Raw genomic sequence first — 21,967 nt, forward strand, 5'->3', positions numbered from 1 at the left:
CTGTTCCTGTCTTATTTTTATTGATGCAAGTGCAGTCATTCTGGATGACTTTTCAGTTATTAAACGGCTTTTTTGCAGAAAATACTTTGACATTGTCAGACAATCTTGTGTCTATACAGCCAACCCAGTCAAAAAAAAAGGAGAATAGTGACCTATTCTCCTCAAAAAATTTAGCTGATAAAAAATGAGTAGTTCAGGCAGTAAAGCCTTGATAGATAAAATACAGACCAACTGTAGTCAATAAGGCCGCAAAACATTTTTTTAATAGAACTGGTGATAATAAATGCGCCACTTTTGCACCAAATTTTGCAGTGATAAAACTCATCACACTAATACCAATAAACGCATAAATATGAATATAACCAATCGTATTTGGTACTTCGACTTCAGCTTTCTGACCAAACCAGATGAAACCTAAGGCACCAGCCACTGCGATCGGCAAACCGCAGGCAGCAGAAGTGGCTACTGCTTTCTGGATGACGACACCACAACGATTCAGGAAAGGCACAGTCAAACTGCCGCCACCAATCCCGAATATGGCCGATGCCACGCCAATGCCACCACCCGCTGCCAACTGTAATGCGGCTGAAGGCAATTTCTGATTCGGATCAACCTGATAATGCGCGCCTCTAAACATTCTGAATGCAATCCAGACTGCAAAGAAGCCAATCAGCAATTGCAGGCCTTGGCCCGATAAATAATCTGCAATTCCAGCTCCCAAGAATGAGCCAATGACCAGGCCGGGTGCCAGATTACGCACCACATCCCATAACACTGCCCCTCTCTGATGATGTGCCATCACCGAACTGATTGAGGTCACAATAATTGTGGCCAGAGAAGTTCCGACTGCCATATGCATAATCACGCTTGGATCGTACTGGAGCTGGGTAAAAACAATGTACAGAATTGGCACGATAATCAGACCACCACCCACGCCAAACAGGCCTGCGGCAAATCCTGCAATTGCACCAATCAATAAATATATGATTAACTCCATAACGACATTTACCACGTTTAGATTCAAATGGATGTAGAAACTCGCGAACTGCAGCAACGTTTAAGTCAAGCAGGCCAACTCCCTGAAGTGTTGCTGATCAAGCCGATCACCACATCGACCAATGACGATGTCCGGGAACTGGCAACCAAAGGGGTACAACAGGTACTAGTGTGTAGCCGCGTGCAAACCCAGGGACGTGGACAGCGTCAACGTCAGTGGATTTCTCCTGAGGGGAACATCTATTTAAGCACATTGCTGCATACACAAAAAGTAATCGATGGTCGCCTGGCACTGGAAATTGCATTAAATATCCTGCAAATGCCAAGCCTAAAAGGACTGGACTTGCAGGTGAAATGGCCCAATGACCTGTACAGCCTGCAGGGGAAATGGGGTGGCATTCTGATTGAACCGATTTCGACTCAACAGGTGGTGGTTGGTGTCGGGATCAATATCAGCCCACTCATGGAAAGCATTCCAGACCAGCAGGTCACCTCTCTGACTGAATTGGGACTACCACATACTTCACGTGTAGATCTGATTGCCGAGTTGTATCTGGCTATTCAGCAAGCGGGGGAATGGTTTAATTATGGCAGTCAGAATCTGCCGGCACGGTTTAACCAATATGCTGCATTTTTCCAGCAAACAGTTGAATTTACTGATATTCAGGGCCAATATTCCGGAACTTTCCTCGGCATTCAAGACGATGGTGCGGTCATTATCGAAACGAATGCAGGTACGCAGACATTTTATCAGGGGCAACTCCGTCTTAAAAACGGTGGCTGAACAGGCATCATTCAATGAAAAAACTATGGTTGGATATCGGCAATACACGGCTCAAGTACTGGATTACGGAGCAGAACCAGATCATTGAACATGCCGCGGAAATGCATTTGCAATCCCCTGCCGACTTACTTCTTGGCTTGATTCAGCACTTTAAGAGTTTAGGCTTGCATCAGGTCGGGATTTCTTCCGTGCTGGACAAAGCAAATAATACCCGAATTCAATCGATTCTGACCTGCCTGAACATTCCTGTAGTTTTTGCCAAGGTACAGGCACGCTATGCCGGTTTGATCTGTGGCTATGATGATCCTTCCCAGCTTGGGATTGACCGCTGGTTGCAGGTGCTGGCCGTTGCCAAGTCGACCGAGCAAAATTACTGTGTCATCAGCTGCGGGACTGCCCTGACCATTGATCTAGCCCAAGGTCAGAAACATCTCGGCGGTTATATCCTGCCGAATCTGTATTTACAACGCGATTCCCTGATCCAGAATACCAAAGGCATTAAAATCCCGGATGCAGCTTTCGAGGAACTCAGTCCTGGGCGCAATACCATTGATGCCGTACATCATGGCATTTTATTCGGTCTGCTCAGTACCATTGAAAAAGTACTGCAAGATTTTCCGGCACAGCTGATCCTGACCGGTGGAGATGCTGCACTCTTTGCCCAGCATCTCGAACGGTTTCAGCCTATTATTGAACCCGATTTATTGCTTAAAGGCCTGCAGCATTTTGCAGATCATTTGCCAAACACAGTTTGAGCAGCTCGAGCAACTTTGAAAAATCTGCATAGCCATCCAGCTTGTTAAAATGCCCTGCATTTTTGATTTCAAAAATCTGTGCATTCAGGCTATGGCCCAAACGCAGTGAAATCGGTGCAGGCACATAAGGATTATTGCTGGAAAGCAGCATTACAAAACGTTTGGCGCCAAGTGATAAATTGTTCAGATCTAGCTTTACTGCCTGTACCATTTTGTTTAGTTCCGACCAGGCCACCAGTGGTGTATCAAAAGCTGCGACCAGCATTAGCCCGCCAATTTTCAACTGTGTACGGTTATAGTGTTCTTCGAGAAACTTTAGAGCACTTAAGCCACCCAAGCCATGCGCAACAATGAAACTATGCTCATCCAGATGTGGAATCTGCAGTTTCAGGTTGTGCTGCCATTCTTCCAGATCGGGTTGAAAAGGATTGGCCAGCATGATCCGTTTGGCCTCGAACCCGGCGTCTTTGATCTGCCGGCTTAACCACGGATACCAGTGGTCATTTGAGGTCGCCTGATAGTCAGGCACGATATAGACTTTCTTCGTTATATTTTTCATAGCATTGTACTTATTATATTGAGAGCAAAATGCTCCGAAAAAAATTAAGTTTTTAATTATTTATTAGCGGATGAAATTCAATATTCCTTATTTAATTTCATCCTGTCATCATTGAACCGATCTGTTCATCATCCTCCCTATTCAGTGGAAGATTGAATCAGATAAGGCTGAATCACTCGCCAGACTTCCGGCAGTTCAGTACAGCCTTGCGAATTAATAAAATGTCCTTGATGCTCGGCACAGACTACAATTGCATCCAGACTTTCCGCTTGCTCCAGACTAAAGTCAGGCTGAACCCGATCATCACCTTCCGAATAAATCACTACACGTTCATCAATCTGGCGTTTTAGTAAATCAAAATCCACTTCAGCCGCGTCAATGAACGGATTAACTTCTTCCAGACGTCCCAGTCTGCCATTGAAACCGGCCACCAAAACCAGTTGTTTGATTCTCTGATTTTTTAATTCGCGACTTAAATAATGTAATGCAGCCAGACAACCCAGACTATGCGCAATAAAAATACTGTTTTCGTCAATCCCGTCAATCTGTTCACGCATTTGCTGTTCCCAGACCTCCAGTTTTGGCGTAGTTGACGGGTCAAGTCTGAGTACTTTCAAGCTGACATGTTCCTGCTGGGCTTTTTCCTGAATCCATGGAAACCAGTTTTCTTCAGGACTTGCGGTATAGCCATGCACCACAATCACTTGAGTCATTAGATACATCCTTCTGTATTATTTTATTTCGAATGTTTTCGAGTCTGCCTGATTTTTCTGGAAATTTGGGTAAGCAAATGTTGTTTTGTTTAAACTGGATATAAAAGAAAATACAGACAATAAAAAAGGCGCTGTACGCGCCTTTTTTATTTAAAACAGTTATTTTTTGTCGTTGCCGCCGAACAGTGGGCCCATACCACCGCCACCGCCAAACTGTTTTTGCAGACCGCTCAGTGATTTCATCATTTTTGCCATACCCGACGGATTAGCAAATTTCTTCATCATCTTCGCCATTTGCGCATGCTGTTTAATCAGCTTGTTGACTTCTGAGACTTCCATACCGCAACCTGCTGCAATACGCTTTTTACGGCTTGGATTCATCAGGTCAGGGTTACGGCGCTCCTTGATAGTCATCGACTGGATAATCGCTTCCATTTTCTTCACTTGCTTTTCAGGATTCGCATGCGCAATTGCGTCTTGAATACCAGAATTGCTCATGCCTGGAAGTTTGTCCAGGAAGCCCATCATGCCGCCCATCTTGTTCATCTGCTCGAATTGCATCAGCATATCTTCAAAGTTGAAGCTACCGCCTTTCTGCAATTTCTTCGCCATTTTCTCGGCTTTTTCTTTGTCGATTTTGCGTTCAACTTCTTCGACCAAAGAAAGGACGTCACCCATACCCAGAATACGCTGTGCCACACGTTCCGGATGGAAAGGTTCCAGCGCATCCAATTTTTCGCCCATACCGAGGAACTTGATTGGCTTGCCAGTAATCGCACGAACAGACAGTGCTGCACCACCGCGCGCATCACCATCGGTTTTAGTCAGGATCACACCCGTCAAAGGAAGCGCATCGTTAAATGCTTTGGCTGTATTCGCCGCATCCTGACCGGTCATGGCATCAACCACGAACAGGGTTTCAGTCGGATTAATCGCTGCATGCAGCTCTTTAATCTCTTCCATCATATCGTCATCGATATGCAGACGACCTGCAGTATCGACAATCAGTACATCGGCAAACTGGATTTTTGCCTGTTCAATCGCACGATTAACGATGCTGATCGGTTTTTCAGTAGCACTCGATTCAAGGAAAATCGCGCCAACTTCGCCAGCCACTGTCTGTAACTGCTTGATCGCAGCCGGACGATAAACGTCGGCAGACACCATAGCTACTTTTTTCTTTTGACGCTCTTGCAGGAAGCGCGCAAGTTTGGCTGCAGTCGTGGTTTTACCCGCACCCTGCAAACCGGCAAGCAGTACCACCACCGGTGGTTTTGCTGCAAGGTCAAGGCTTTCATTAGCCTCGCCCATCATTTTGGTCAATTCGTCATAGACGATTTTGACGAAGGCTTGCCCTGGTGATAACTGAGTCATCACTTCCTGGCCTAATGCTTCTTCCTTAACTTTCGCGATAAATTCACGAGTTACAGGTAACGCAACGTCGGCTTCAAGAAGTGCCATACGTACTTCACGTAACGTATCTTTAATATTGTCTTCGGTTAGCTGCCCTGAGCCAGTAACATTTCTTAAACTCTGCGTGAGTCGTTCTGTTAAGGTATCAAACATTGCAAAATCCGCTTAAAATAGCCAGTAGCAAAAAATTGTTTCTTAAAATAGAAAATTTATGCATAGAATGCTATAGGATACTGTAGTTCGCACTGAATTTATATAAATGAATATTCATCACCCTTAAAAAGGTTTGACATGCTTAGCCTACCCTTGGTTTACACGATCTTAGCATTAATCGCTTATACCTCCTCTTTTTGGTATCTGTTCATTCATTTAATGACTAAACGTACTCCAAATCAATGGTTTGTCGGCTTAACAGCTTTAGTTGGACTGGTACTGCATGCTTTGGTTTTATCAGGTGACATGTATACCCCGATGGGGATGAATTATGATGTATTTGCCTTACTTTCCTTTACGTCAGGGCTAATGCTGCTGCTAAGTATCATTTACAGTACCTATCGGCCGATTATTGCGCTAAACCTGATTGGTATTCCCGTCGCTGCAACCGGCCTAATTCTCGGTTTCAGTTTCACCCAGCCAGCGAAAGTCATTGCACAGAATTCTCTAGGCCTGGATATTCATATTATCTTGTCCCTATCCGCTTATGCTGTGTTATTGATGGCGACGATTCAGGCCGTCATTTTGCGGTTTCAGGATCGTGAACTGAAGAAAAAACAGAAACGTCGGGTTTGGGTTAATCTGTTGCCCTCCTATCAGGATATGGAATCTTTATTGTTCGATATGCTGATGACCGGTTTCATTTTACTGACACTGGCATTGGGTTTTGGCTTCTTTACCATCGATAATTTCTTTGCCCAGCATCTGGCCCATAAGACTGCCTTTAGTATTGTGTCCTGGCTGGTTTATGGTGCATTACTGATTGGCCACTGGAAATTTGGCTGGCGTGGTCAGAAAGCAGTGCGCTTTACCCTGCTTGGGTTTGGCCTGCTGGCGCTCGGCTTTATCGGTTCCAAATTTGTGCTAGAAATGCTGTTAAACAAATAAGCTGATTGATCTTCGATCGGTATTATAAAAGCCCAGCTAAGACTGGGCTTTTTATTTAATTATCCTTTTCTTGATCTGGATTTATCCTTCCCACTCGTAGCGATAGCGGCCAACTCACCACCCGGGGCAATTCTGGATCTTCCCATTCTGGCAATAAGGCATCTGCCAGTACATTCAGCGGATTATGTCCGAGTGCCTGGGTGGCTGCTTTTACGGCTGACCAGGTACTCATATAGCCTATCAGTTGGTAAAAGTTCCACTCGACTTGTAATACCGGCGGCTGTACAGAAATTTCCTGAAATGGAAATGGCAGATTTTTGTATCCTTCATCGACATGGCGACGTTCAGGTGCCCAATAGGGTGCGATCGTCACTTCATAAAAATGTCTGAAATAATGATTCAGATGTTCTTCATCAATGCTGAATACCCCATAACTAATAAGAGCCAGAATGGCATTGGATTTTGCAATACGGCGAACTTCCGCATAGAACTTGTCCAGATCCAGCCAATGGGCAGCTTGTGCGACTGAAATCAGATCTACACTCTGGTCAACACATGGGATTTCTTCGGCTAAGGCCTGATGATATTGAATTTTCGGATGAGGTTTGGCCTGTGCGATTTGTTCGCTACTCGCATCAATGGCAATGATCTGATCAAAATAATGCGCCAAAACCTCTGAAAACTGTCCTGAGCCACAGCCGACGTCTAAAGCCAATTTGGTACTCGTTGATAGCTCTGCCAGCATCTTCCCCAAAGTGTCCGGATAATGCGGGCGAAACAAGGCATAATCTTGGGACTGCTGGGAGAAATGGTCTTTAAATTCCCGCCTTTCCATCTGCACTTTCCTGACCTGTTTTCTAACAGCTTAACTCGATCCGGAAAGGCGACAATAGGAATTTGGTTTCATTTCCAATAATTTTTAAAACTAAAAAATTAGCGTATTTTAATTATCTAAATTTTTTAAAAATCAGCGAGTTTAACTATTTTGCTTGATTTGATAATCCGCTTTAAAGTTCTGATAACTACGTCGCTCTGCGGAATTTTCGGTTAAAGCTTTTACTTCCTGCATGGTATTCAAGCAACGTGCAGTGAGCTGGATATATTGCTCGGTGCCATGGCTTTTCCAGGCAATTTCTTTTTCTTCTAAGGGCCGAACTACTTTTGCCGGACTGCCAAGTACCAGATTATTTGCTGGCACTTTGAATTTGGCCTTAACTGTACTGTTGGCCCCAACAATGACATTCTCCCCGATTTCGGCCTCATCCAGAATCACACTATTCATACCGATCAGGGCATTTTTTCGTACCACGCAGCCATGCAGAATGGCACCATGACCGACATGGCCATATTCTTCAACCAAGGTCACACTGTCCGGAAATCCATGGATGGTACAGGAGTCTTGGACATTGGCATTTTTCTGGATATGAATCCGGCCAAAATCGGCACGCAGCGAAGCGAACGGACCAATATAAACTCCGGCTTCAATGATCACATCACCGATCAGCACAGCCGTAGGATGGATATAAGCTTCAGGGCTGACGACAGGAATCACCCCATCAATCGCATAACATGGCATAGACTCCTCCTTGAGCTATTACATTCATGATTTTTTAAAATATTAAAAAGTCAATTCCGGCTGCTTTAAGCCACCAAAACGTTTATAAAATTGTGGATGTGCAGGTGGCATAAGGCCTTCCGCTGTCCGGGCAGTCTCCAGGAAAAACTCATCTCCTGCTGCAAATACTGCCTGATATAGATTGGTACTTAAGTTACGTGCAATCAGTGACAACCAGTCTGTTGGTAACAGTTCAAATGGCAGATTCGGGTCTTTCAGTAAAATACGGCGATACTGGTGGATCAGCAGGATACGGATCTGAAAGGCTTGTACTGGATCCAGTTCCTCTTCATTTTCCACCAGATAGAAAAATTCACGGAAATCACTAATAAATTTTTCATAACGCTGATGCAATTCCGGGATTGGCCAATTGGTTTCAACCATGCGTTTAATGGTCGGATAAGATTCCTGCCAAAGCTGTAAAGTTTCAGCACGGAATACTACCACCTGATCGGTCATCTTGTTATTCAGTAAAAGGTTTTGCAGTTTCTGCTGATCACAACCCGGATAGGCCATGACATTGGTCGCGATATTGGCAAAGCCCAACCATTCCAGTTCTTTTTTCAGTGTCTGTTTATTTTCCAGTTCAACTGAACTGAGCAGAACCAGATCCCATTTCTGATCCCATTCATTATGTTGGAAGCTGTAAATTTTCTGGTCTGCGGTAATAAAACGCTGACGGCTGCTTTCGGTAATCCGGTAATAACTGGTGCGGCCAATTTTTTCAGAACTCAGCCAGCCATTTTGTACCAGACGGAATACGGCGGTACGCACAGAACGCTCATTGAAGCCGAATACATCCATCAGCTGAATCAGGCTGGCAAGACTAATGACTCCCCCGCGGTGATAAATACTGTCACCAAAAATCGTCATTACCAATGAGGTTCCACTGAGGGTCTCATTCTGAATGAAATCATCAATTACTTGTTTTAATTTCGGATTCATTACGTTCAATTTACCTTGTTAAAGCCGGATGACAGACCTGAGCCTGTCATCCAGACGTATTTAAGCGGACTTTCGGATATCAAACACCCGCTGAGCCTTACCTTCAGAACGTGGCAAGCTACCTTCCGGTAAAACTTCCACACTGACACTAATCCCGACCATGGTCTTGATTTGTACTTTCAGCTGATTTGCCAATTGGTGTGTCATATTTATAGCACTATCTTTACGCATTTCGGTACGAATATGCAATGTATCCAGATGACCCTGTTTACAAATCTGAATCTGATAATTTGGAATAAGCTGCGGAATATGCAGGATTTGCTCTTCAATCTGTGATGGGAACACATTCACGCCACGAATAATCATCATGTCATCACTGCGACCGACAATCTTGTCCATACGACGCATGGTACGCGCTGTACCTGGCAATAAGCGTGTCAGATCACGGGTACGGTAACGAATTACCGGCATACCTTCTTTGGTAATGGTGGTAAATACCAGTTCACCCAGCTCACCATCAGGTAATACTTCACCAGTTTCCGGATGGATAATTTCAGGATAGAAGTGATCTTCCCAGATGGTAGGACCATCTTTGGATTCCAGACATTCCATCGCCACACCCGGCCCCATCACTTCAGAAAGGCCATAAATATCCAGTGCATCAATACCCAGACGTTCTTCAATTTCACGGCGCATTTCATTGGTCCATGGCTCTGCACCAAAGATACCTGTCTTGATTGAACAGTCTTTGGCAGTTCCGAATTTTTTCTCCAGACATTCAATAATGTTCAGACAGTATGATGGAGTGACCATTAAAGCTGTTGGCTTGAAATCATGAATCAGCTGGGCCTGCTTGTCGGTCTGGCCACCTGACATTGGAATTACGGTAGCGCCCAGACGTTCTACACCATAATGTGCACCTAGACCACCAGTAAACAGGCCGTAACCATAAGATACCTGAATCGTATCTTTACTGCTGAGTCCTGCTGCACGTAACGAACGTGCCACCACATCTGACCAGGTCGTAATGTCATTCTGGGTATAACCGACTACAGTCGGCTGACCTGTAGTACCTGAAGAAGCATGTACACGGACAATCTGCTCCTGAGGCACAGCAAACATGCCAAATGGATAGTTTTCGCGCAGATCCTGCTTGGTGGTGAACGGGAATTTTGCCAGGTCTTCCAGTGATTTTAAGTCATCCGGATGGACACCCGCTTCATCAAACTTTTTCTTGTAAACCGTACTGTTCTGATAGGCATGCTGCAGCGTTTTTTTCATACGTTCCAGTTGCAGGCTACGTAATTCATCTACTGAAGCGGTTTCAATTTGTTCCATTGCATTGTTATTCATATTCTTGCTCCTGCTGCAGTCATCCTGACTGCTGATGATTTCTCTTTTGATTCAGTCCTTAAGCCACATTTTCCAGAATCAGTGCGACACCCTGTCCAACACCGACACACATGGTACAAAGGGCATATTTTCCTTGCTTGCGTTGTAATTCTTTCATGGCAGTAATCACGAGTCGTGTACCGCTCATTCCGAGTGGATGGCCAAGGGCAATAGCACCCCCGTTTGGATTGACTCGTGGATCATCATCCTGAAGGCCTAGCTCACGTAGCACTGCAAGTGCCTGTGCGGCAAAGGCTTCATTCAGTTCGATCACATCCATCTGTTCCAGACTTAAGTTTGTCTGTTTTAATACTTTCTGTATCGCTGGTACTGGTCCAATCCCCATATAGCGTGGCTCTACACCTGCACTGGCAATTCCTACTACTCGTACTAGCGGTTTCAGTCCATATTGTTCTGCGAAATATCTATTACCCAGTAGCACACAGGCTGCACCGTCATTGACACCAGACGCATTACCCGCAGTTACCGAACCACCTTCCTTGCGAAATGGTGCTTTTAGAGAAGATAACTTTTCTAAAGTAGTATCGGCACGTGGATGTTCATCTTCAGCAATCACCCGAGTAGAACCCTTAGCGCCCTTGATTTCCACTGGCAGGATTTCTGCCTGAAAAATACCATTCTGCTGTGCCTGTGCAGTTTTTTGCTGGCTACGATAAGCAAACAGATCCTGATCTTCACGATTAATCTGATATTTTTCAGCCACATTTTCTGCTGTTTCCGGCATGCTATCTACGCCGAAGCCAGCTTTAAATTTTGGATTGATAAAACGCCAGCCAATGGTGGTGTCATAAATTTCCGGAGTACGGCTAAATGCTGTGGTTGGCTTGGATTGTACGAATGGCGCACGGCTCATCGATTCCACACCACCCGCCACTACGAACTGCGCTTCACCCGATTTAATCGCACGTGCTGCCAAACCAACAGCATCCAGACCGGAAGCACAGAGACGGTTTACGGTAATCGCCGGTACGCTTTCCGGCAAGCCAGCCAAGAGTGTAGCCATACGCGCCACATTACGATTATCTTCACCTGCCTGATTGGCGCAGCCTAAAATCACTTCATCGACTTCCACCCATGGCAGGTTGGGATGCTGCTGTTTTAAATACTGGATCGGTAAAGCAGCAAGGTCATCAGTACGAATACTGCTCAAACCACCTGCGTAACGACCAATTGGGGTACGAATACCGTCAAAAATATAAACATGTTCCATCGTTCTTGTTCCTTAGCTCGCCATACCTCAGTCTGTTGGCGATACTTGTTGCGCCTGTCCTAGCGCTGTCTGCTTAGTTCAATATATACCAGGTTGTATCACTCTTAACCAAAAATACGATACATATTTTTTAATATTTGTAAATTCCTGACATATTAAATTCCATTTACTCATCCAAATCATTTTTTTGAATAAATAAAATAAAAAATAATTCAAAAATCAACATCTTGAGTAGAAAAATAGTGCATAAATCTATATTTTCAGATTTCATTTACTATCAGGGTACTACTACATATAACATAGGACCTAGCTAACCATCAGACCAAATAGGTATCATATTCATACCTGTCAGGAATAATTCAACTCGACCAAGTTGCTAAGCGATAACTGAAAGGAAAAAATCCAACAACTTTGAGCCGAGTCAAATCCATCTCCGGCAGATTTAGCAGCCCTTATATTGTGGTGTGCGTTTTTGCATAAAGGCCTGAACGCCCTCACGATAATCATTAGAACGGCCCGCCAGACGTTGCAGATCCCGCTCCAGAATCAGTTGCTCATCCAGATTATTGTCTGCAGCGGCATGAATCGCTTTCTTGATCAGGGATAGACCATAAGTCGGCTGAGTCGCCAGATGTTCAGCCATTTTTTCAGCTTCTGCTTTTAACTGATCATCTTCAACTACCTGCCAGATCATGCCGAGTTGCAGTGCACGTTCAGCCGAGATTTTGTCACCCAGCATCGCCAGACCCATCGCTTGGGCACGGCCAACCAGGCGTGGTAGGAACCAGGTACCCCCTGAATCTGGCACCAGACCGAGACGGCAGAAGGCCTGAATAAATGAAGCAGATTTCGCTGCTACCACGATGTCACAAGCCAGAGCAATATTGGCACCTGCACCCGCTGCTACACCATTTACGGCACAGATCACCGGTTTTGGCATTTCAGTAATCAGTTTAATCAGCGGGTTGTAGTATTTTTCAATGGATAAACCTAAATCTGGAGCATCAGCATTTGGATCTACTACACGGTCGTTCAGGTCCTGACCAGCGCAGAAACCACGACCTTCTGCAGAAATCACCACTGCGCGAATTGCTGAATCTTGCGCCCAGCGTTTTACGACAGAAGATACTTCCTGATGCATGGTTTCATTAAAACTGTTGAGCTGTTTAGGACGATTAAAAGTCAGGTAGCCCACTGCATTTTTTTCTTCAACAATAATTGTTTGGTAATCCATTACACACCTTTTAAGTTTCTATTTCGTTCATGCATTTATCTGCATGGTGCTTAATTTAAAATCTTTACTCGTCGAAACTGAGACGAACATTTCGAGTGGTTGGACGCGCCTGACAGCTCAGCACATAACCTTTCTGGATTTCTTCTTCTTCCAGGCTATAGTTGATTGCCATTTCCACTTCACCTTGCAGCACCTTACATTTACAGGTTGCGCATACCCCGCCCTTGCAGGCATATGGCAGATCTGCACCAGCACGTAAAGCCGCATCCAGAATGCTGTCATCCTGTTTGGACACTTCAATGATCAGCTCACGACCATCCAGAATGATGTTGACCTTTTCCTCGGTACGGCTTTCGATCTGCTGCGCAGAGGCTTTTGGTGCAGTACCGGTATTAAAGCGTTCGGTGTGAATTTTGCTGCGTTCGATCCCAAGGGTTGGCAATACGGTTTCTACCGCATTCATCATTTCTTCAGGACCACAAGCAAAGCAGTGATCAGTTTCTGCTGGAATCAGGCCCGCCTGGAACAACTGCTGCAATTTTTCTTCATCAATACGACCATTGAAAATCTCGCTGTCATTTAGCTCACGCGAGAAAATATTGATCAGTTGCAAACGCTCTTTAAAGCGGTCTTTCAGATCCATGATCTGTTCAGAGAACATGGTCTGTTTCCAGGAACGGTTACCATAAACCAGTGTAAAAGTGGCATCTTGCTTACGGCTCAACACTGCTTTGACAATAGACAAAATTGGTGTAATGCCACTACCTGCAGCAAAGCCCAGATAGTGTTTGCCACCAGCCTTGGCCGCTTTCTGGAAAAACACACCTTGTGGTGGCATCACTTCCAGTACATCGCCGACTTTCAGATTTTCATTGGCCCAGGTCGAGAACTGGCCCTGATCAATTTTCTTGATCGCAATACTCATGTCTTCATCACTATCGCTACAGATCGAATAGCAACGGCGCAATTCTTCCTGTCCTGTCATATGACGGATGGTCAGGTGTTGGCCCGGCTGATACTGAAAATTTTCGGCATGTTCTGGACTCAGTTCAAAAGCAATGCAAATTGCCTGTTCAGTCTGAGGCTGAATAGATTTAATGGTTAACGGAATAAACTGGCTCATTTCAAAATCCTTCTTAAGCTGTGGCGATCTCACGCTTTATTGTTATGGCTTGTGCGCTTAAGCCCTTAAATACATTTAAAATAGTCAAACGGCTCCAGGCATTCCTGACATTTGTACAGCGCCTTGCAAGCGGTTGAACTGAATTCACTGAGTAGTCGAGTGTGATGGCTATGGCAATGTGGACACTGGATACCATCACTGAGTGCAACATGAGTGCCGCAGCTATTCGATTCACCTTTAGGTGGAGCAATACCGTATTGCTGCAATTTATGTTTACCTTCCTCACTCATCCAGTCAGTAGTCCATGCTTCTGACAGATCGACCACGACTTTGACCGGCGTCAGCTCATGTGCTGCAAATGCCTGGGTGATTTCCGCCTTGAGCAGATCGGTTGCCGGACAGCCACTATAAGTGGGGGTCAATCGAACCACGATTTCATCCTGTGGGTTGATCTCCACTCCACGAATCATGCCCAGGTCAAGGACTGACAGGACTGGAATTTCCGGATCGGAAACCTGTGCCAGGACCTCCCAGCATTGATCTTCTACATGTCTAATCAAGTTCATGCCACTCACTCCCTGTGATGTGCTGGATTTACCAGTTCATGCCTGGATAGCTGCGCTGCATATATTGCAGTTCCGCCAGTACATAACCCAGATGTTCGGTATGTAGTCCCTGCTTGGCGCCACTACGGTAAGCACCACTTTCTGGCAAGCTCAGTTCAAAACGTTGCAACTCAGCAGATATGCTTTCCAACCATTTCGGTTTCAGCAGTTCCACATCCGGAATCAGGTGAGCATCAACCAGCTGACGTTCATCTGCAGTCAGGCTGAACAACTCTTCGGTAAAACGCCATAGCTGATTCAGACCATTCTGGATTTTTTCATGAGCTTCTGCTGTACCTAAGCTCAGGCGTTCCATCCATGAGGTTGAAAAACGCAAATGGTATTTCACTTCTTTCAGCGACTTGATGGCGAATGAGGAAATCTCTTCATTCCTGCTATTGCTCAGGGCTGCAAACAGCAAAGCATGGTAATGATCCATCAACCACTGACGTACGATAGTTTGACCGAAGTCATTATTTGGCTGTTCGCATAGCAGTAAGTTACGGTATTCACGCTCGGTACGGAAATAGGCCAGTTTATCTTCATCACGACCTTGCCCTTCAATTTCACCGGCTAGACTCAACGCGGTACGTGCCTGACCCAGCAGGTCCAAACCGATATTTGCCAATGCAATATCCAGCTCCAGCTCCGGTGCGTGACCGCACCACTCTGCCAGACGGTGTGAAAGGATGAGTTGGCTGTCGCCAACATGCAGTAAAAATTGTGCCAATACCTGATTCGTCATTGCTCTTTCCTCCACCTTACATGTGTTCGATGCCATCTGGAATGTGATAGAAGGTCGGATGACGGTAGACCTTGTTCAATGAAGGATCAAAAAACTCCGATTTTTCATCTGGTTGAGATGAGGTAATTAGTTCAGATTTCACGACCCAGATACTTACACCTTCATTGCGACGGGTATAGACGTCACGGGCATTTTGCAGGGCAATTTCATCATCAGGGGCGCGCAGGCTGCCGACATGACGGTGGCTCAGACCCTGTTTGCTGCGAATAAATACTTCGTATAAAGACCAGTTATTCTTGTTCATTTGCATATCCTTGTGCTATTCCGTTGCCTTAAGCGATTTTTTGTTGATCTGACTGCTGCTGTTGCTTGCTGGCATAAACTGCTGCTGATTCACGCACCCATTTGCCGTCTTCCCAAGCCTTGCGACGCGCTTCGATACGTTCATGGTTACATGGACCTTTACCTGCCAGCACATCGAAGAACTCATCCCAGTTCACCTGACCAAATTCATAGTGGCCTGTTTCTTCATTAAACTTCAGGTCTGGGTCCGGCACAGTCAGGCCAAGCTGCAATACTTGCGGCACGGTGTTGTCGACAAATTTCTGACGCAATGCATCATTACTGAATAATTTGATTTTCCACTGCATGCTTTGTGCACTGTTTGGAGAATTGTCATCACTTGGACCAAACATCATCAGTGCCGGCCACCAGAAACGGTTCACTGCATCCTGTGCCATCTGTTTCTGTTCTGGTGTACCTTCTGCCAGTTGCATCATGGCTTCAAAACCTTGACGCTGATGGAAACTTTCTTCTTTACAGATACGCACCATGGCACGTGCATAAGGACCATAAGAGGTACGGCATAACGCCACCTGATTGACGATTGCAGCACCATCTACCAGCCAGCCAATCGCCGCTACATCTGCCCAGGTCAAAGTTGGATAGTTAAAAATGGATGAGTATTTCATGCGGCCAGCAATCAGCTTTTCCATCATGTCATCACGGTCTGCACCAAGCGTTTCTGCTGCACTGTACAGGTACAGGCCATGCCCGGCTTCATCTTGTACTTTAGCCAGCAATACCGCTTTACGTTTCAAAGTCGGTGCGCGGGTAATCCAGTTCCCTTCTGGCAACATACCAATCACTTCTGAATGTCCATGCTGGCCAATCTGGCGAATCAGGGTCTTTCTATAGGCATCCGGCATCCAGTCCTTCGCTTCAATAGAAATGTCCTGCTCTATCTTCTGATCGAATGTTTGTTGTTGCTTATTCATGTTTGTCTCACTTATCCCAAGTGCTGATACACTCAAATTAAAACGATACAAATATAAAATCAATACTATTTTTTAAGTATCATATATTTTTTAAAAGCATTTTTAATTAAGCTATTGTTTTTAATATTTTTAAATTTTTAATTACATGAAAGTTACTTTTTTGTTTGCGGATTATGATTGACATTTAAGCTTTTTGATTGCAATTTATGAAACATCAAAAGTAAAAATAAACTCAATAACGTATCATAAATGGAGTTATACAATGTTGGAACTGGACAGCACTACCCAGAGCACAGATCTTCAGGACGACACACAGGCGAATTACTCAGCTAAAGTTAAAGTATTGAGTTCACTGGTTTTAGGTGGTGAACATAGCGCACAAAATGACTTGCGTACGGTTTATCACGCTATTAGCGGTGAAGCGATTTATCAGGTCAGCAGTCACGGTATCGACATGCATAATGTGGTGCAATATGCCAAACAGAAGGGTGCAGCCATTGCCCACTGGACTTTCCACCAGCGTGCTAATGCTCTGAAACAGGTGGCACAATATTTACTGGAACGTAAGGAAGATTATTACCGCCTGGCAGCCGCAACCGGCTGTACCCGCAAAGATGCCTGGATTGATATTGAAGGTGGGATTGGCACCCTGTTTGCCTATTCAAGTCTGGTTCGCCGTGAACTCAGCGATGAAACGGCACTGGTTGAAGATGCCTGGATTCCACTATCCAAACAGGGTAGCTTTGGTGCCAAACATATCCTGAGCCCAAAAGCTGGTGTAGCAGTGCATATTAATGCCTTTAACTTCCCGATCTGGGGCATGCTGGAAAAAATTGCACCTACTCTACTAGCCGGCGTACCTTGTATTGTCAAGCCAGCAACAGAAGGCGCAGAACTGACACATGCAGTCGTTAAAGACATTTTAGCCAGCAATTTACTGCCAGAAGGCACCCTTCAGCTGATCTGCGGGCAGACTTATGACCTGTTTGATCACCTGAATGCACAGGATACGGTAACCTTCACAGGTTCGGCTGCTACCGGCCAGAAACTGCGTGCGCATCCGCACCTGAATGCCCACTCTATTCCATTCAGCATGGAAGCCGACTCGGTAAACAGTGCCATCCTGACCCAGCAAGCCAACGATGAAACCATTGACCTGTTTGTGCGTGAAGTCTTCCGTGAAATGACAACCAAGGCCGGACAAAAATGTACTGCAATTCGTCGTGCCTTTGTGCCAGCAGCATTGCTCGATACCGTACAGCAACGCCTGACTGAGAAACTACAGAAAGTGGTCATGGGTGATCCTGCACAGGACGGCGTAACCATGGGTGCTCTGGCCAGCGTTAAACAGAAGCATGATGTTGCTGCCAAGGTAGAACAGCTGGCACAGGAAGCTGAAATCATCATGGGTAGCCACCTGCGCCAGGACTTTGCCATCCAGGTCGCACATCCAGAAAAATCTGCTTTCTATCCACCAACAGTGCTTTTATGTAAAGATCCGGTTCAGGCCCAGCAGATTCATAATATCGAAGCCTTTGGCCCAGTGGTTACATTGATGCCCTATAGTAACCTACCACAACTGGCAACATTAGTAGCTCGTGGTGAAGGCAGTCTGGTTGCTTCAATCGTGCGTAACCAGGATGAAAATATTGAACAGCTACTCAGCAAGATCGCGCCTTGGCATGGTCGTGTGCATATTCTGGATCGTGAAAGCGCTAAGGAAAGTACCGGTCATGGTTCACCACTGCCATTGTTAGTGCATGGTGGTCCGGGGCGTGCTGGCGGTGGTGAGGAACTCGGTGGTCTGCGTGCAGTGAAACACTATATGCAGCGTACTGCTATTCAAGGCTCACCAAATGTGCTGACTCAGGTCGGTCATAGCTGGACCGCGGGTGCGGAGGTATTTGAAGACCGCGTGCATCCATTCAAGAAATCCTTTGATGAACTGCGGATCGGTGAACGCCTGCTGACTGCACGCCGTACCATTACTGAAGCTGATATTGTCAACTTTGGTGGTTTAAGTGGTGATTACTTCTATGCACATATGGATAAGATTGCGGCTGCGGAATCCCTGTTCGGTGAACGCGTCGCACATGGTTACTTCATTGTCTCTGCCGCTGCTGGTCTGTTTGTTGATGCCGCTCCGGGTCCTGTCATTGCTAACTACGGTATGGATAACCTTCGCTTCGTAGAACCGGTGAAAATTGGCGATACCATTCAGGTAGAACTGACCTGCAAGCAGAAAACCCCTAAACCACTGCGTGATGAGCAAAAACCGCACGGTGTCGTGGTTTGGGATATCAAAGTGAAAAACCAGCGCAATGAACTGGTCGCGACCTATGACATCCTGACTCTCGTGGAAAAAGCCGCTTAAGCACTATTTTCAGATATTTAAAGCAAAAGGGAATCTATTTGATTCCCTTTTTTTATTGATTTAAAAATAATTGTATCTTTTTAATCCCGACATATTGACGGCTATGCAAATTACTCCTAGATTAGATTAATTGATACACATTAAAAATAAAAATAATTAAATTTGTATCAAATAAACCAATCACTATAACTTGCACAGGATGTTGCATGATGAATGAAAAAACATTGGTCATAGACAAGGTTGACAATGACGTCCAACCACTCGATTCTCATCTAAAAATTACTACGCCTATCCCTGAACAGGTAGCTACAGAAATTCCACCAGCAACTCCGGAACGTAGCAGCTATCAATGGTATGTGGTAATCATCTGTATGGTGGCCTACATTCTGTCTTTCGTAGACCGTCAGATTTTATCTCTGATGATTGAGCCGATTAAGGCCGACTTGATGCTCAGTGATACCCAGTTCAGCCTATTACAGGGGCTGGCCTTTTCGCTGTTTTATGCCTTTATGGGCGTACCGATCGCCGCACTGGCCGACAAGAAATCACGTGTGAAAATTATTTCGGTTGGGATCGCTTTCTGGAGTCTGGCCACTGCAGCCTGTGGCCTCAGTAAAAACTTTATCCAGATGTTCCTGGCTCGCCTTAGTGTCGGTGCAGGTGAAGCAGCCCTATCTCCTGCTTTTTACTCAATCGTGGCGGATCTGTTTCCTAAACATAAACTAGGCCGTGCGCTGGGTGTTTATGCCATTGGTGCTTTTATCGGTTCAGGACTGGCTTTCCTGATCGGTGGTTATGTGATTGGTCTGCTCAAAGATGTGAGCTTTGTCACTTTACCGGTGATCGGTGAAATCAAAACCTGGCAGCTGACCTTTATGATTGTCGGTTTACCGGGTGTATTGCTGGCATTACTGATGATTTTGACCGTACGTGAACCAGAACGTAAAGGCCTCAAAATGGATGCGAATGGTGTCGCCGTTAAAGCATCTTTTAAGAATTCCATCGGTTTTATTAAAACCCATAAAAAGACTTTCTTCTGTCATTTTATTGGCTTCTCTTTCTATACTATGATGCTGTATTCCCTGCTCGGCTGGGCACCGGCCTACTACATGCGTCACTTTGGCCTGGATGCAAGCCAGACCGGATATATCCTTGGAAGTATTATTCTTGTTGCAAATACTTCAGGTGCCTTATTCTGTGGCTGGCTCATCGACTTCTTTTCTAAACGTGGCTATAGCGATGCAGCAATCCGTGCCGGTGCAATTGGCTGTGCTGCCCTGATCATTCCAAGCGTGCTGTTTACCCAAGTCGACAATATGCAGCTTTCATTCGCACTGATCTTTGTCGCGATGTTCTTCTCCACCTTCCCGATTCCAGCATCAGCCGCTGCTACCCAGATGTTGACACCAAACCAGTTGCGCTCTCAGGTATCAGCCAAATTCCTGTTGATTTCTAACCTGATTGCACTCGGTGTGGGTACAACTGCGGTGGCGCTGATTACAGACCGATATTATGAAAATACCCTAATGGTGGGGAATTCAATTTCTATCGTCAATGCGATAGCCGGCCTGATTGGTGTATTCCTACTGTATAAAGGCTGTCAGTATTATCGTGAAAGCATGAAAGTTGAAAAGCTGGTCGATTAAGACAATATTAGATTTTCAAGCTTTAAATCCAAACCTTAAATCAGCCGATTTAAGGTTTTTTATTTAGATAGCAAAAGATCAATAGATACTCATTCACACTCAATCTTTTTCTGCAATTCATATGAAAATTAAACTGCCTGGACTTTCCCACCAAAAAGCCGTATAACACCGTTTTTCGAATTAACAGGTGTTGACCGTTGAAACTTGTTCTTGCACCCATGGAAGGCTTAACTGACCCGATTATGCGTGATGTACTGACATCCGTTGGGAGCTTCGACTGGTGTGTAACCGAGTTTATTCGTGTCACGGATTCGGTGCTACCAGATCATATCTATCACACCTACTGCCCTGAACTGTTAAATGAGGGCAAAACTGCTGCCGGTACGCCGGTGCATGTACAGTTTCTGGGAAATAATCCGGAAATGCTGGCAGCCAATGCAGTGAAGGTCGCTGCCATGGGCGCGCCTGCAATTGATATGAATTTCGGTTGCCCAGCTAAAACCGTGAATCGTCACCGTGGTGGTTCAGTGCTGCTAGATGAACCTGAAGTCGTCTATGAATTGGTCAAAGCTGTTCGTGATGCAGTGCCTGCACATATCCCGGTTTCGGCGAAAATGCGTCTGGGTTATATGGATCGCAACTTCATGATGGAAAATGCCCATGCCATTGAAGATGCTGGAGCGGCCTGGGTCACTGTCCATGCACGAACCAAAGCCGATGGCTATACTCCGCCAGCCTTCTGGGACCAACTGCAACCGATTCGTGAAGCACTAAAAATCAATGTGATTGCCAATGGTGAAATCTGGACCAATACCGATGCCAAGCAATGTCAGCTAGAATCAGGCTGTGAAGACCTGATGATTGGCCGTGGTGCGGTCACTACACCTGATCTGACCCAATGTATTCGCCAGAATTCTGATGAGCCGCTCATCACCTGGAATGAACTACTGAAACTGCAAATCCGTTTCCTGAATGGTTCCTATAAAAAGGAAATGAATATGGTCGGCCGTTACAAACAATGGTTGGGGATGATGTCCAAGCATTATCCTGAAGCTAAAGCACTCTGGGATGAGGTTAAACGGATTAAACAGCTGGTTGAAATTACTGAAAAGCTAAAAGCCTCGAAAAATTAAGAAAAAAGCCTTTGAATGATTCAAAGGCTTTTTTATTCGGATTGCCGCCTGTTTAAATTTGCAACATGTTCACGGTTGGTTTTCCAGGATTTTTCTAGTACTTCCTTCTCCAAGCGAATCTGGATATGTTTAATCTTGGTGTCAGAAATAACTCGCTGATTAAAGCTTTTTACATAATCTGTCCAACCTGCACCCCGAATGTTAGAAACCATTTAAAGTGTCTATATTCTCACCAATAAAAATGTCTAGTTTATGATGGTTTTTACCATCATGGACTGGATATAAATTAGAGATGTTGATCACTATGTCTGACAAGGAAATTCAAC

Annotated in this window: 21 protein-coding genes and 1 pseudogene; 6 read left to right on the plus strand and 16 right to left on the minus strand. The window is 45.2% G+C overall.

Annotated features, from left to right (window positions below):
• Positions 1-193: 193 nt before the first annotated feature.
• Complete coding sequence (locus tag FTU72_RS11110) at positions 194-997, minus strand: sulfite exporter TauE/SafE family protein (RefSeq protein WP_004783347.1); 804 nt, start codon at positions 995-997, stop codon at positions 194-196.
• A 27-nt stretch (positions 998-1,024) separates the two neighbouring features.
• Between FTU72_RS11110 and FTU72_RS11115 the strand changes: the two genes are divergently transcribed.
• Together FTU72_RS11115 and FTU72_RS11120 are read left to right on the plus strand one after the other, a co-directional pair.
• A complete protein-coding gene (locus FTU72_RS11115; RefSeq protein WP_004783349.1) occupies positions 1,025-1,780 on the plus strand; it encodes a biotin--[acetyl-CoA-carboxylase] ligase in 756 nt (251 codons plus the stop codon).
• Positions 1,781-1,794: 14 nt separating this feature from the next.
• Positions 1,795-2,535 carry a type III pantothenate kinase gene (locus FTU72_RS11120; protein WP_179992864.1) on the plus strand — a complete coding sequence of 247 codons (741 nt, stop codon included), beginning with the start codon at positions 1,795-1,797 and terminating at the stop codon, positions 2,533-2,535.
• On the opposite strand, the gene FTU72_RS11125 is transcribed toward FTU72_RS11120, so the two are convergent.
• The 3 genes from FTU72_RS11125 to ffh all read right to left on the minus strand — a co-directional run bounded on the left by FTU72_RS11125 (position 2,489) and on the right by ffh (position 5,373).
• Positions 2,489-3,094, minus strand: a complete 606-nt coding sequence (locus FTU72_RS11125; RefSeq protein ID WP_179992863.1) for an alpha/beta hydrolase — start codon at positions 3,092-3,094, stop codon at positions 2,489-2,491. The two genes, FTU72_RS11120 and FTU72_RS11125, sit on opposite strands and share 47 nt — an antisense overlap.
• Before the next feature lie 137 nt (positions 3,095-3,231).
• Positions 3,232-3,807: an alpha/beta hydrolase gene (locus FTU72_RS11130; protein WP_159123528.1), complete on the minus strand. Its 576-nt coding sequence runs from the start codon at positions 3,805-3,807 to the stop codon at positions 3,232-3,234.
• A 159-nt stretch (positions 3,808-3,966) separates the two neighbouring features.
• The gene (gene ffh, locus FTU72_RS11135) at positions 3,967-5,373 is read right to left on the minus strand and encodes a signal recognition particle protein (RefSeq protein WP_180052848.1); all 1,407 of its coding nucleotides are present in this window, start codon (positions 5,371-5,373) and stop codon (positions 3,967-3,969) included.
• 138 nt (positions 5,374-5,511) lie between these two features.
• Here ffh and FTU72_RS11140 point away from each other — a divergent pair, with 138 nt between their 5' ends.
• The gene (locus tag FTU72_RS11140) at positions 5,512-6,321 is read left to right on the plus strand and encodes an inner membrane protein YpjD (protein WP_004783358.1); all 810 of its coding nucleotides are present in this window, start codon (positions 5,512-5,514) and stop codon (positions 6,319-6,321) included.
• A 55-nt stretch (positions 6,322-6,376) separates the two neighbouring features.
• Here the strand turns inward: FTU72_RS11140 and FTU72_RS11145 are convergent, their stop codons facing one another.
• The 11 genes from FTU72_RS11145 to paaA form a co-directional block, all read right to left on the minus strand.
• Positions 6,377-7,156: a class I SAM-dependent methyltransferase gene (locus FTU72_RS11145; RefSeq protein WP_179993127.1), complete on the minus strand. Its 780-nt coding sequence runs from the start codon at positions 7,154-7,156 to the stop codon at positions 6,377-6,379.
• A 141-nt stretch (positions 7,157-7,297) separates the two neighbouring features.
• The gene (locus tag FTU72_RS11150) at positions 7,298-7,897 is read right to left on the minus strand and encodes a gamma carbonic anhydrase family protein (RefSeq protein ID WP_179993128.1); all 600 of its coding nucleotides are present in this window, start codon (positions 7,895-7,897) and stop codon (positions 7,298-7,300) included.
• Between the two features lie 42 nt (positions 7,898-7,939).
• Positions 7,940-8,881 carry a phenylacetic acid degradation operon negative regulatory protein PaaX gene (gene paaX / locus FTU72_RS11155; RefSeq protein ID WP_159123525.1) on the minus strand — a complete coding sequence of 314 codons (942 nt, stop codon included), beginning with the start codon at positions 8,879-8,881 and terminating at the stop codon, positions 7,940-7,942.
• 60 nt (positions 8,882-8,941) lie between these two features.
• Positions 8,942-10,234 carry a phenylacetate--CoA ligase PaaK gene (gene paaK / locus FTU72_RS11160; RefSeq protein ID WP_180052847.1) on the minus strand — a complete coding sequence of 431 codons (1,293 nt, stop codon included), beginning with the start codon at positions 10,232-10,234 and terminating at the stop codon, positions 8,942-8,944.
• A 58-nt stretch (positions 10,235-10,292) separates the two neighbouring features.
• Positions 10,293-11,504, minus strand: coding sequence for a 3-oxoadipyl-CoA thiolase (gene pcaF / locus FTU72_RS11165; RefSeq protein ID WP_180052846.1), 1,212 nt, complete (start codon positions 11,502-11,504; stop codon positions 10,293-10,295).
• A gap of 442 nt (positions 11,505-11,946) precedes the next feature.
• Positions 11,947-12,738 carry a 2-(1,2-epoxy-1,2-dihydrophenyl)acetyl-CoA isomerase PaaG gene (paaG, locus tag FTU72_RS11170; RefSeq protein WP_180031824.1) on the minus strand — a complete coding sequence of 264 codons (792 nt, stop codon included), beginning with the start codon at positions 12,736-12,738 and terminating at the stop codon, positions 11,947-11,949.
• 64 nt (positions 12,739-12,802) lie between these two features.
• Positions 12,803-13,861, minus strand: coding sequence for a 1,2-phenylacetyl-CoA epoxidase subunit PaaE (gene paaE / locus FTU72_RS11175; protein ID WP_180052845.1), 1,059 nt, complete (start codon positions 13,859-13,861; stop codon positions 12,803-12,805).
• Positions 13,862-13,926: 65 nt separating this feature from the next.
• On the minus strand, positions 13,927-14,427 hold the full coding sequence (paaD, locus tag FTU72_RS11180) for a 1,2-phenylacetyl-CoA epoxidase subunit PaaD (RefSeq protein WP_180003062.1): 501 nt from the start codon (positions 14,425-14,427) through the stop codon (positions 13,927-13,929).
• A gap of 28 nt (positions 14,428-14,455) precedes the next feature.
• The gene (paaC, locus tag FTU72_RS11185; protein WP_004783372.1) at positions 14,456-15,211 is read right to left on the minus strand and encodes a 1,2-phenylacetyl-CoA epoxidase subunit PaaC; all 756 of its coding nucleotides are present in this window, start codon (positions 15,209-15,211) and stop codon (positions 14,456-14,458) included.
• Positions 15,212-15,227: 16 nt separating this feature from the next.
• Positions 15,228-15,515: a 1,2-phenylacetyl-CoA epoxidase subunit PaaB gene (paaB, locus tag FTU72_RS11190; protein WP_004783374.1), complete on the minus strand. Its 288-nt coding sequence runs from the start codon at positions 15,513-15,515 to the stop codon at positions 15,228-15,230.
• Between the two features lie 28 nt (positions 15,516-15,543).
• Positions 15,544-16,488, minus strand: a complete 945-nt coding sequence (paaA, locus tag FTU72_RS11195) for a 1,2-phenylacetyl-CoA epoxidase subunit PaaA (RefSeq protein ID WP_180052844.1) — start codon at positions 16,486-16,488, stop codon at positions 15,544-15,546.
• A gap of 262 nt (positions 16,489-16,750) precedes the next feature.
• Between paaA and paaZ the strand changes: the two genes are divergently transcribed.
• The 3 genes from paaZ (at position 16,751) to FTU72_RS11210 (ending at position 21,641) form a co-directional block, all read left to right on the plus strand.
• Positions 16,751-18,862 (plus strand): phenylacetic acid degradation bifunctional protein PaaZ, encoded by a 2,112-nt coding sequence (gene paaZ, locus FTU72_RS11200; RefSeq protein ID WP_180052843.1) that lies wholly within the window; start codon positions 16,751-16,753, stop codon positions 18,860-18,862.
• A gap of 206 nt (positions 18,863-19,068) precedes the next feature.
• Positions 19,069-20,508 carry an MFS transporter gene (locus tag FTU72_RS11205; RefSeq protein WP_180052842.1) on the plus strand — a complete coding sequence of 480 codons (1,440 nt, stop codon included), beginning with the start codon at positions 19,069-19,071 and terminating at the stop codon, positions 20,506-20,508.
• A 197-nt stretch (positions 20,509-20,705) separates the two neighbouring features.
• Positions 20,706-21,641 carry a tRNA-dihydrouridine synthase gene (locus FTU72_RS11210; protein ID WP_180034041.1) on the plus strand — a complete coding sequence of 312 codons (936 nt, stop codon included), beginning with the start codon at positions 20,706-20,708 and terminating at the stop codon, positions 21,639-21,641.
• A gap of 32 nt (positions 21,642-21,673) precedes the next feature.
• Here the strand turns inward: FTU72_RS11210 and FTU72_RS11215 are convergent.
• Positions 21,674-21,838 (minus strand): annotated as a pseudogene (locus FTU72_RS11215) (nuclease); the annotation flags it as partial.
• Positions 21,839-21,967 lie beyond the last annotated feature (129 nt).

Origin of the sequence: Acinetobacter sp. YH12137 (assembly GCF_013418535.1) — a bacterium.
In the GTDB taxonomy this organism is placed as follows: domain Bacteria; phylum Pseudomonadota; class Gammaproteobacteria; order Pseudomonadales; family Moraxellaceae; genus Acinetobacter.

What these genes read in the sequence shown, in the direction of transcription:
- FTU72_RS11110 (WP_004783347.1), bottom strand. Translation starts at nt 997, where the DNA reads ATGGAGTTAATCATATATTTATTGATTGGTGCAATTGCAGGATTTGCC.
- FTU72_RS11115 (WP_004783349.1), top strand. Translation starts at nt 1,025, where the DNA reads ATGGATGTAGAAACTCGCGAACTGCAGCAACGTTTAAGTCAAGCAGGC.
- FTU72_RS11120 (WP_179992864.1), top strand. Translation starts at nt 1,795, where the DNA reads ATGAAAAAACTATGGTTGGATATCGGCAATACACGGCTCAAGTACTGG.
- FTU72_RS11125 (WP_179992863.1), bottom strand. Translation starts at nt 3,094, where the DNA reads ATGAAAAATATAACGAAGAAAGTCTATATCGTGCCTGACTATCAGGCG.
- FTU72_RS11130 (WP_159123528.1), bottom strand. Translation starts at nt 3,807, where the DNA reads ATGACTCAAGTGATTGTGGTGCATGGCTATACCGCAAGTCCTGAAGAA.
- ffh (WP_180052848.1), bottom strand. Translation starts at nt 5,373, where the DNA reads ATGTTTGATACCTTAACAGAACGACTCACGCAGAGTTTAAGAAATGTT.
- FTU72_RS11140 (WP_004783358.1), top strand. Translation starts at nt 5,512, where the DNA reads ATGCTTAGCCTACCCTTGGTTTACACGATCTTAGCATTAATCGCTTAT.
- FTU72_RS11145 (WP_179993127.1), bottom strand. Translation starts at nt 7,156, where the DNA reads ATGGAAAGGCGGGAATTTAAAGACCATTTCTCCCAGCAGTCCCAAGAT.
- FTU72_RS11150 (WP_179993128.1), bottom strand. Translation starts at nt 7,897, where the DNA reads ATGCCATGTTATGCGATTGATGGGGTGATTCCTGTCGTCAGCCCTGAA.
- paaX (WP_159123525.1), bottom strand. Translation starts at nt 8,881, where the DNA reads ATGAATCCGAAATTAAAACAAGTAATTGATGATTTCATTCAGAATGAG.
- paaK (WP_180052847.1), bottom strand. Translation starts at nt 10,234, where the DNA reads ATGAATAACAATGCAATGGAACAAATTGAAACCGCTTCAGTAGATGAA.
- pcaF (WP_180052846.1), bottom strand. Translation starts at nt 11,504, where the DNA reads ATGGAACATGTTTATATTTTTGACGGTATTCGTACCCCAATTGGTCGT.
- paaG (WP_180031824.1), bottom strand. Translation starts at nt 12,738, where the DNA reads ATGGATTACCAAACAATTATTGTTGAAGAAAAAAATGCAGTGGGCTAC.
- paaE (WP_180052845.1), bottom strand. Translation starts at nt 13,861, where the DNA reads ATGAGCCAGTTTATTCCGTTAACCATTAAATCTATTCAGCCTCAGACT.
- paaD (WP_180003062.1), bottom strand. Translation starts at nt 14,427, where the DNA reads ATGAACTTGATTAGACATGTAGAAGATCAATGCTGGGAGGTCCTGGCA.
- paaC (WP_004783372.1), bottom strand. Translation starts at nt 15,211, where the DNA reads ATGACGAATCAGGTATTGGCACAATTTTTACTGCATGTTGGCGACAGC.
- paaB (WP_004783374.1), bottom strand. Translation starts at nt 15,515, where the DNA reads ATGAACAAGAATAACTGGTCTTTATACGAAGTATTTATTCGCAGCAAA.
- paaA (WP_180052844.1), bottom strand. Translation starts at nt 16,488, where the DNA reads ATGAATAAGCAACAACAAACATTCGATCAGAAGATAGAGCAGGACATT.
- paaZ (WP_180052843.1), top strand. Translation starts at nt 16,751, where the DNA reads ATGTTGGAACTGGACAGCACTACCCAGAGCACAGATCTTCAGGACGAC.
- FTU72_RS11205 (WP_180052842.1), top strand. Translation starts at nt 19,069, where the DNA reads ATGATGAATGAAAAAACATTGGTCATAGACAAGGTTGACAATGACGTC.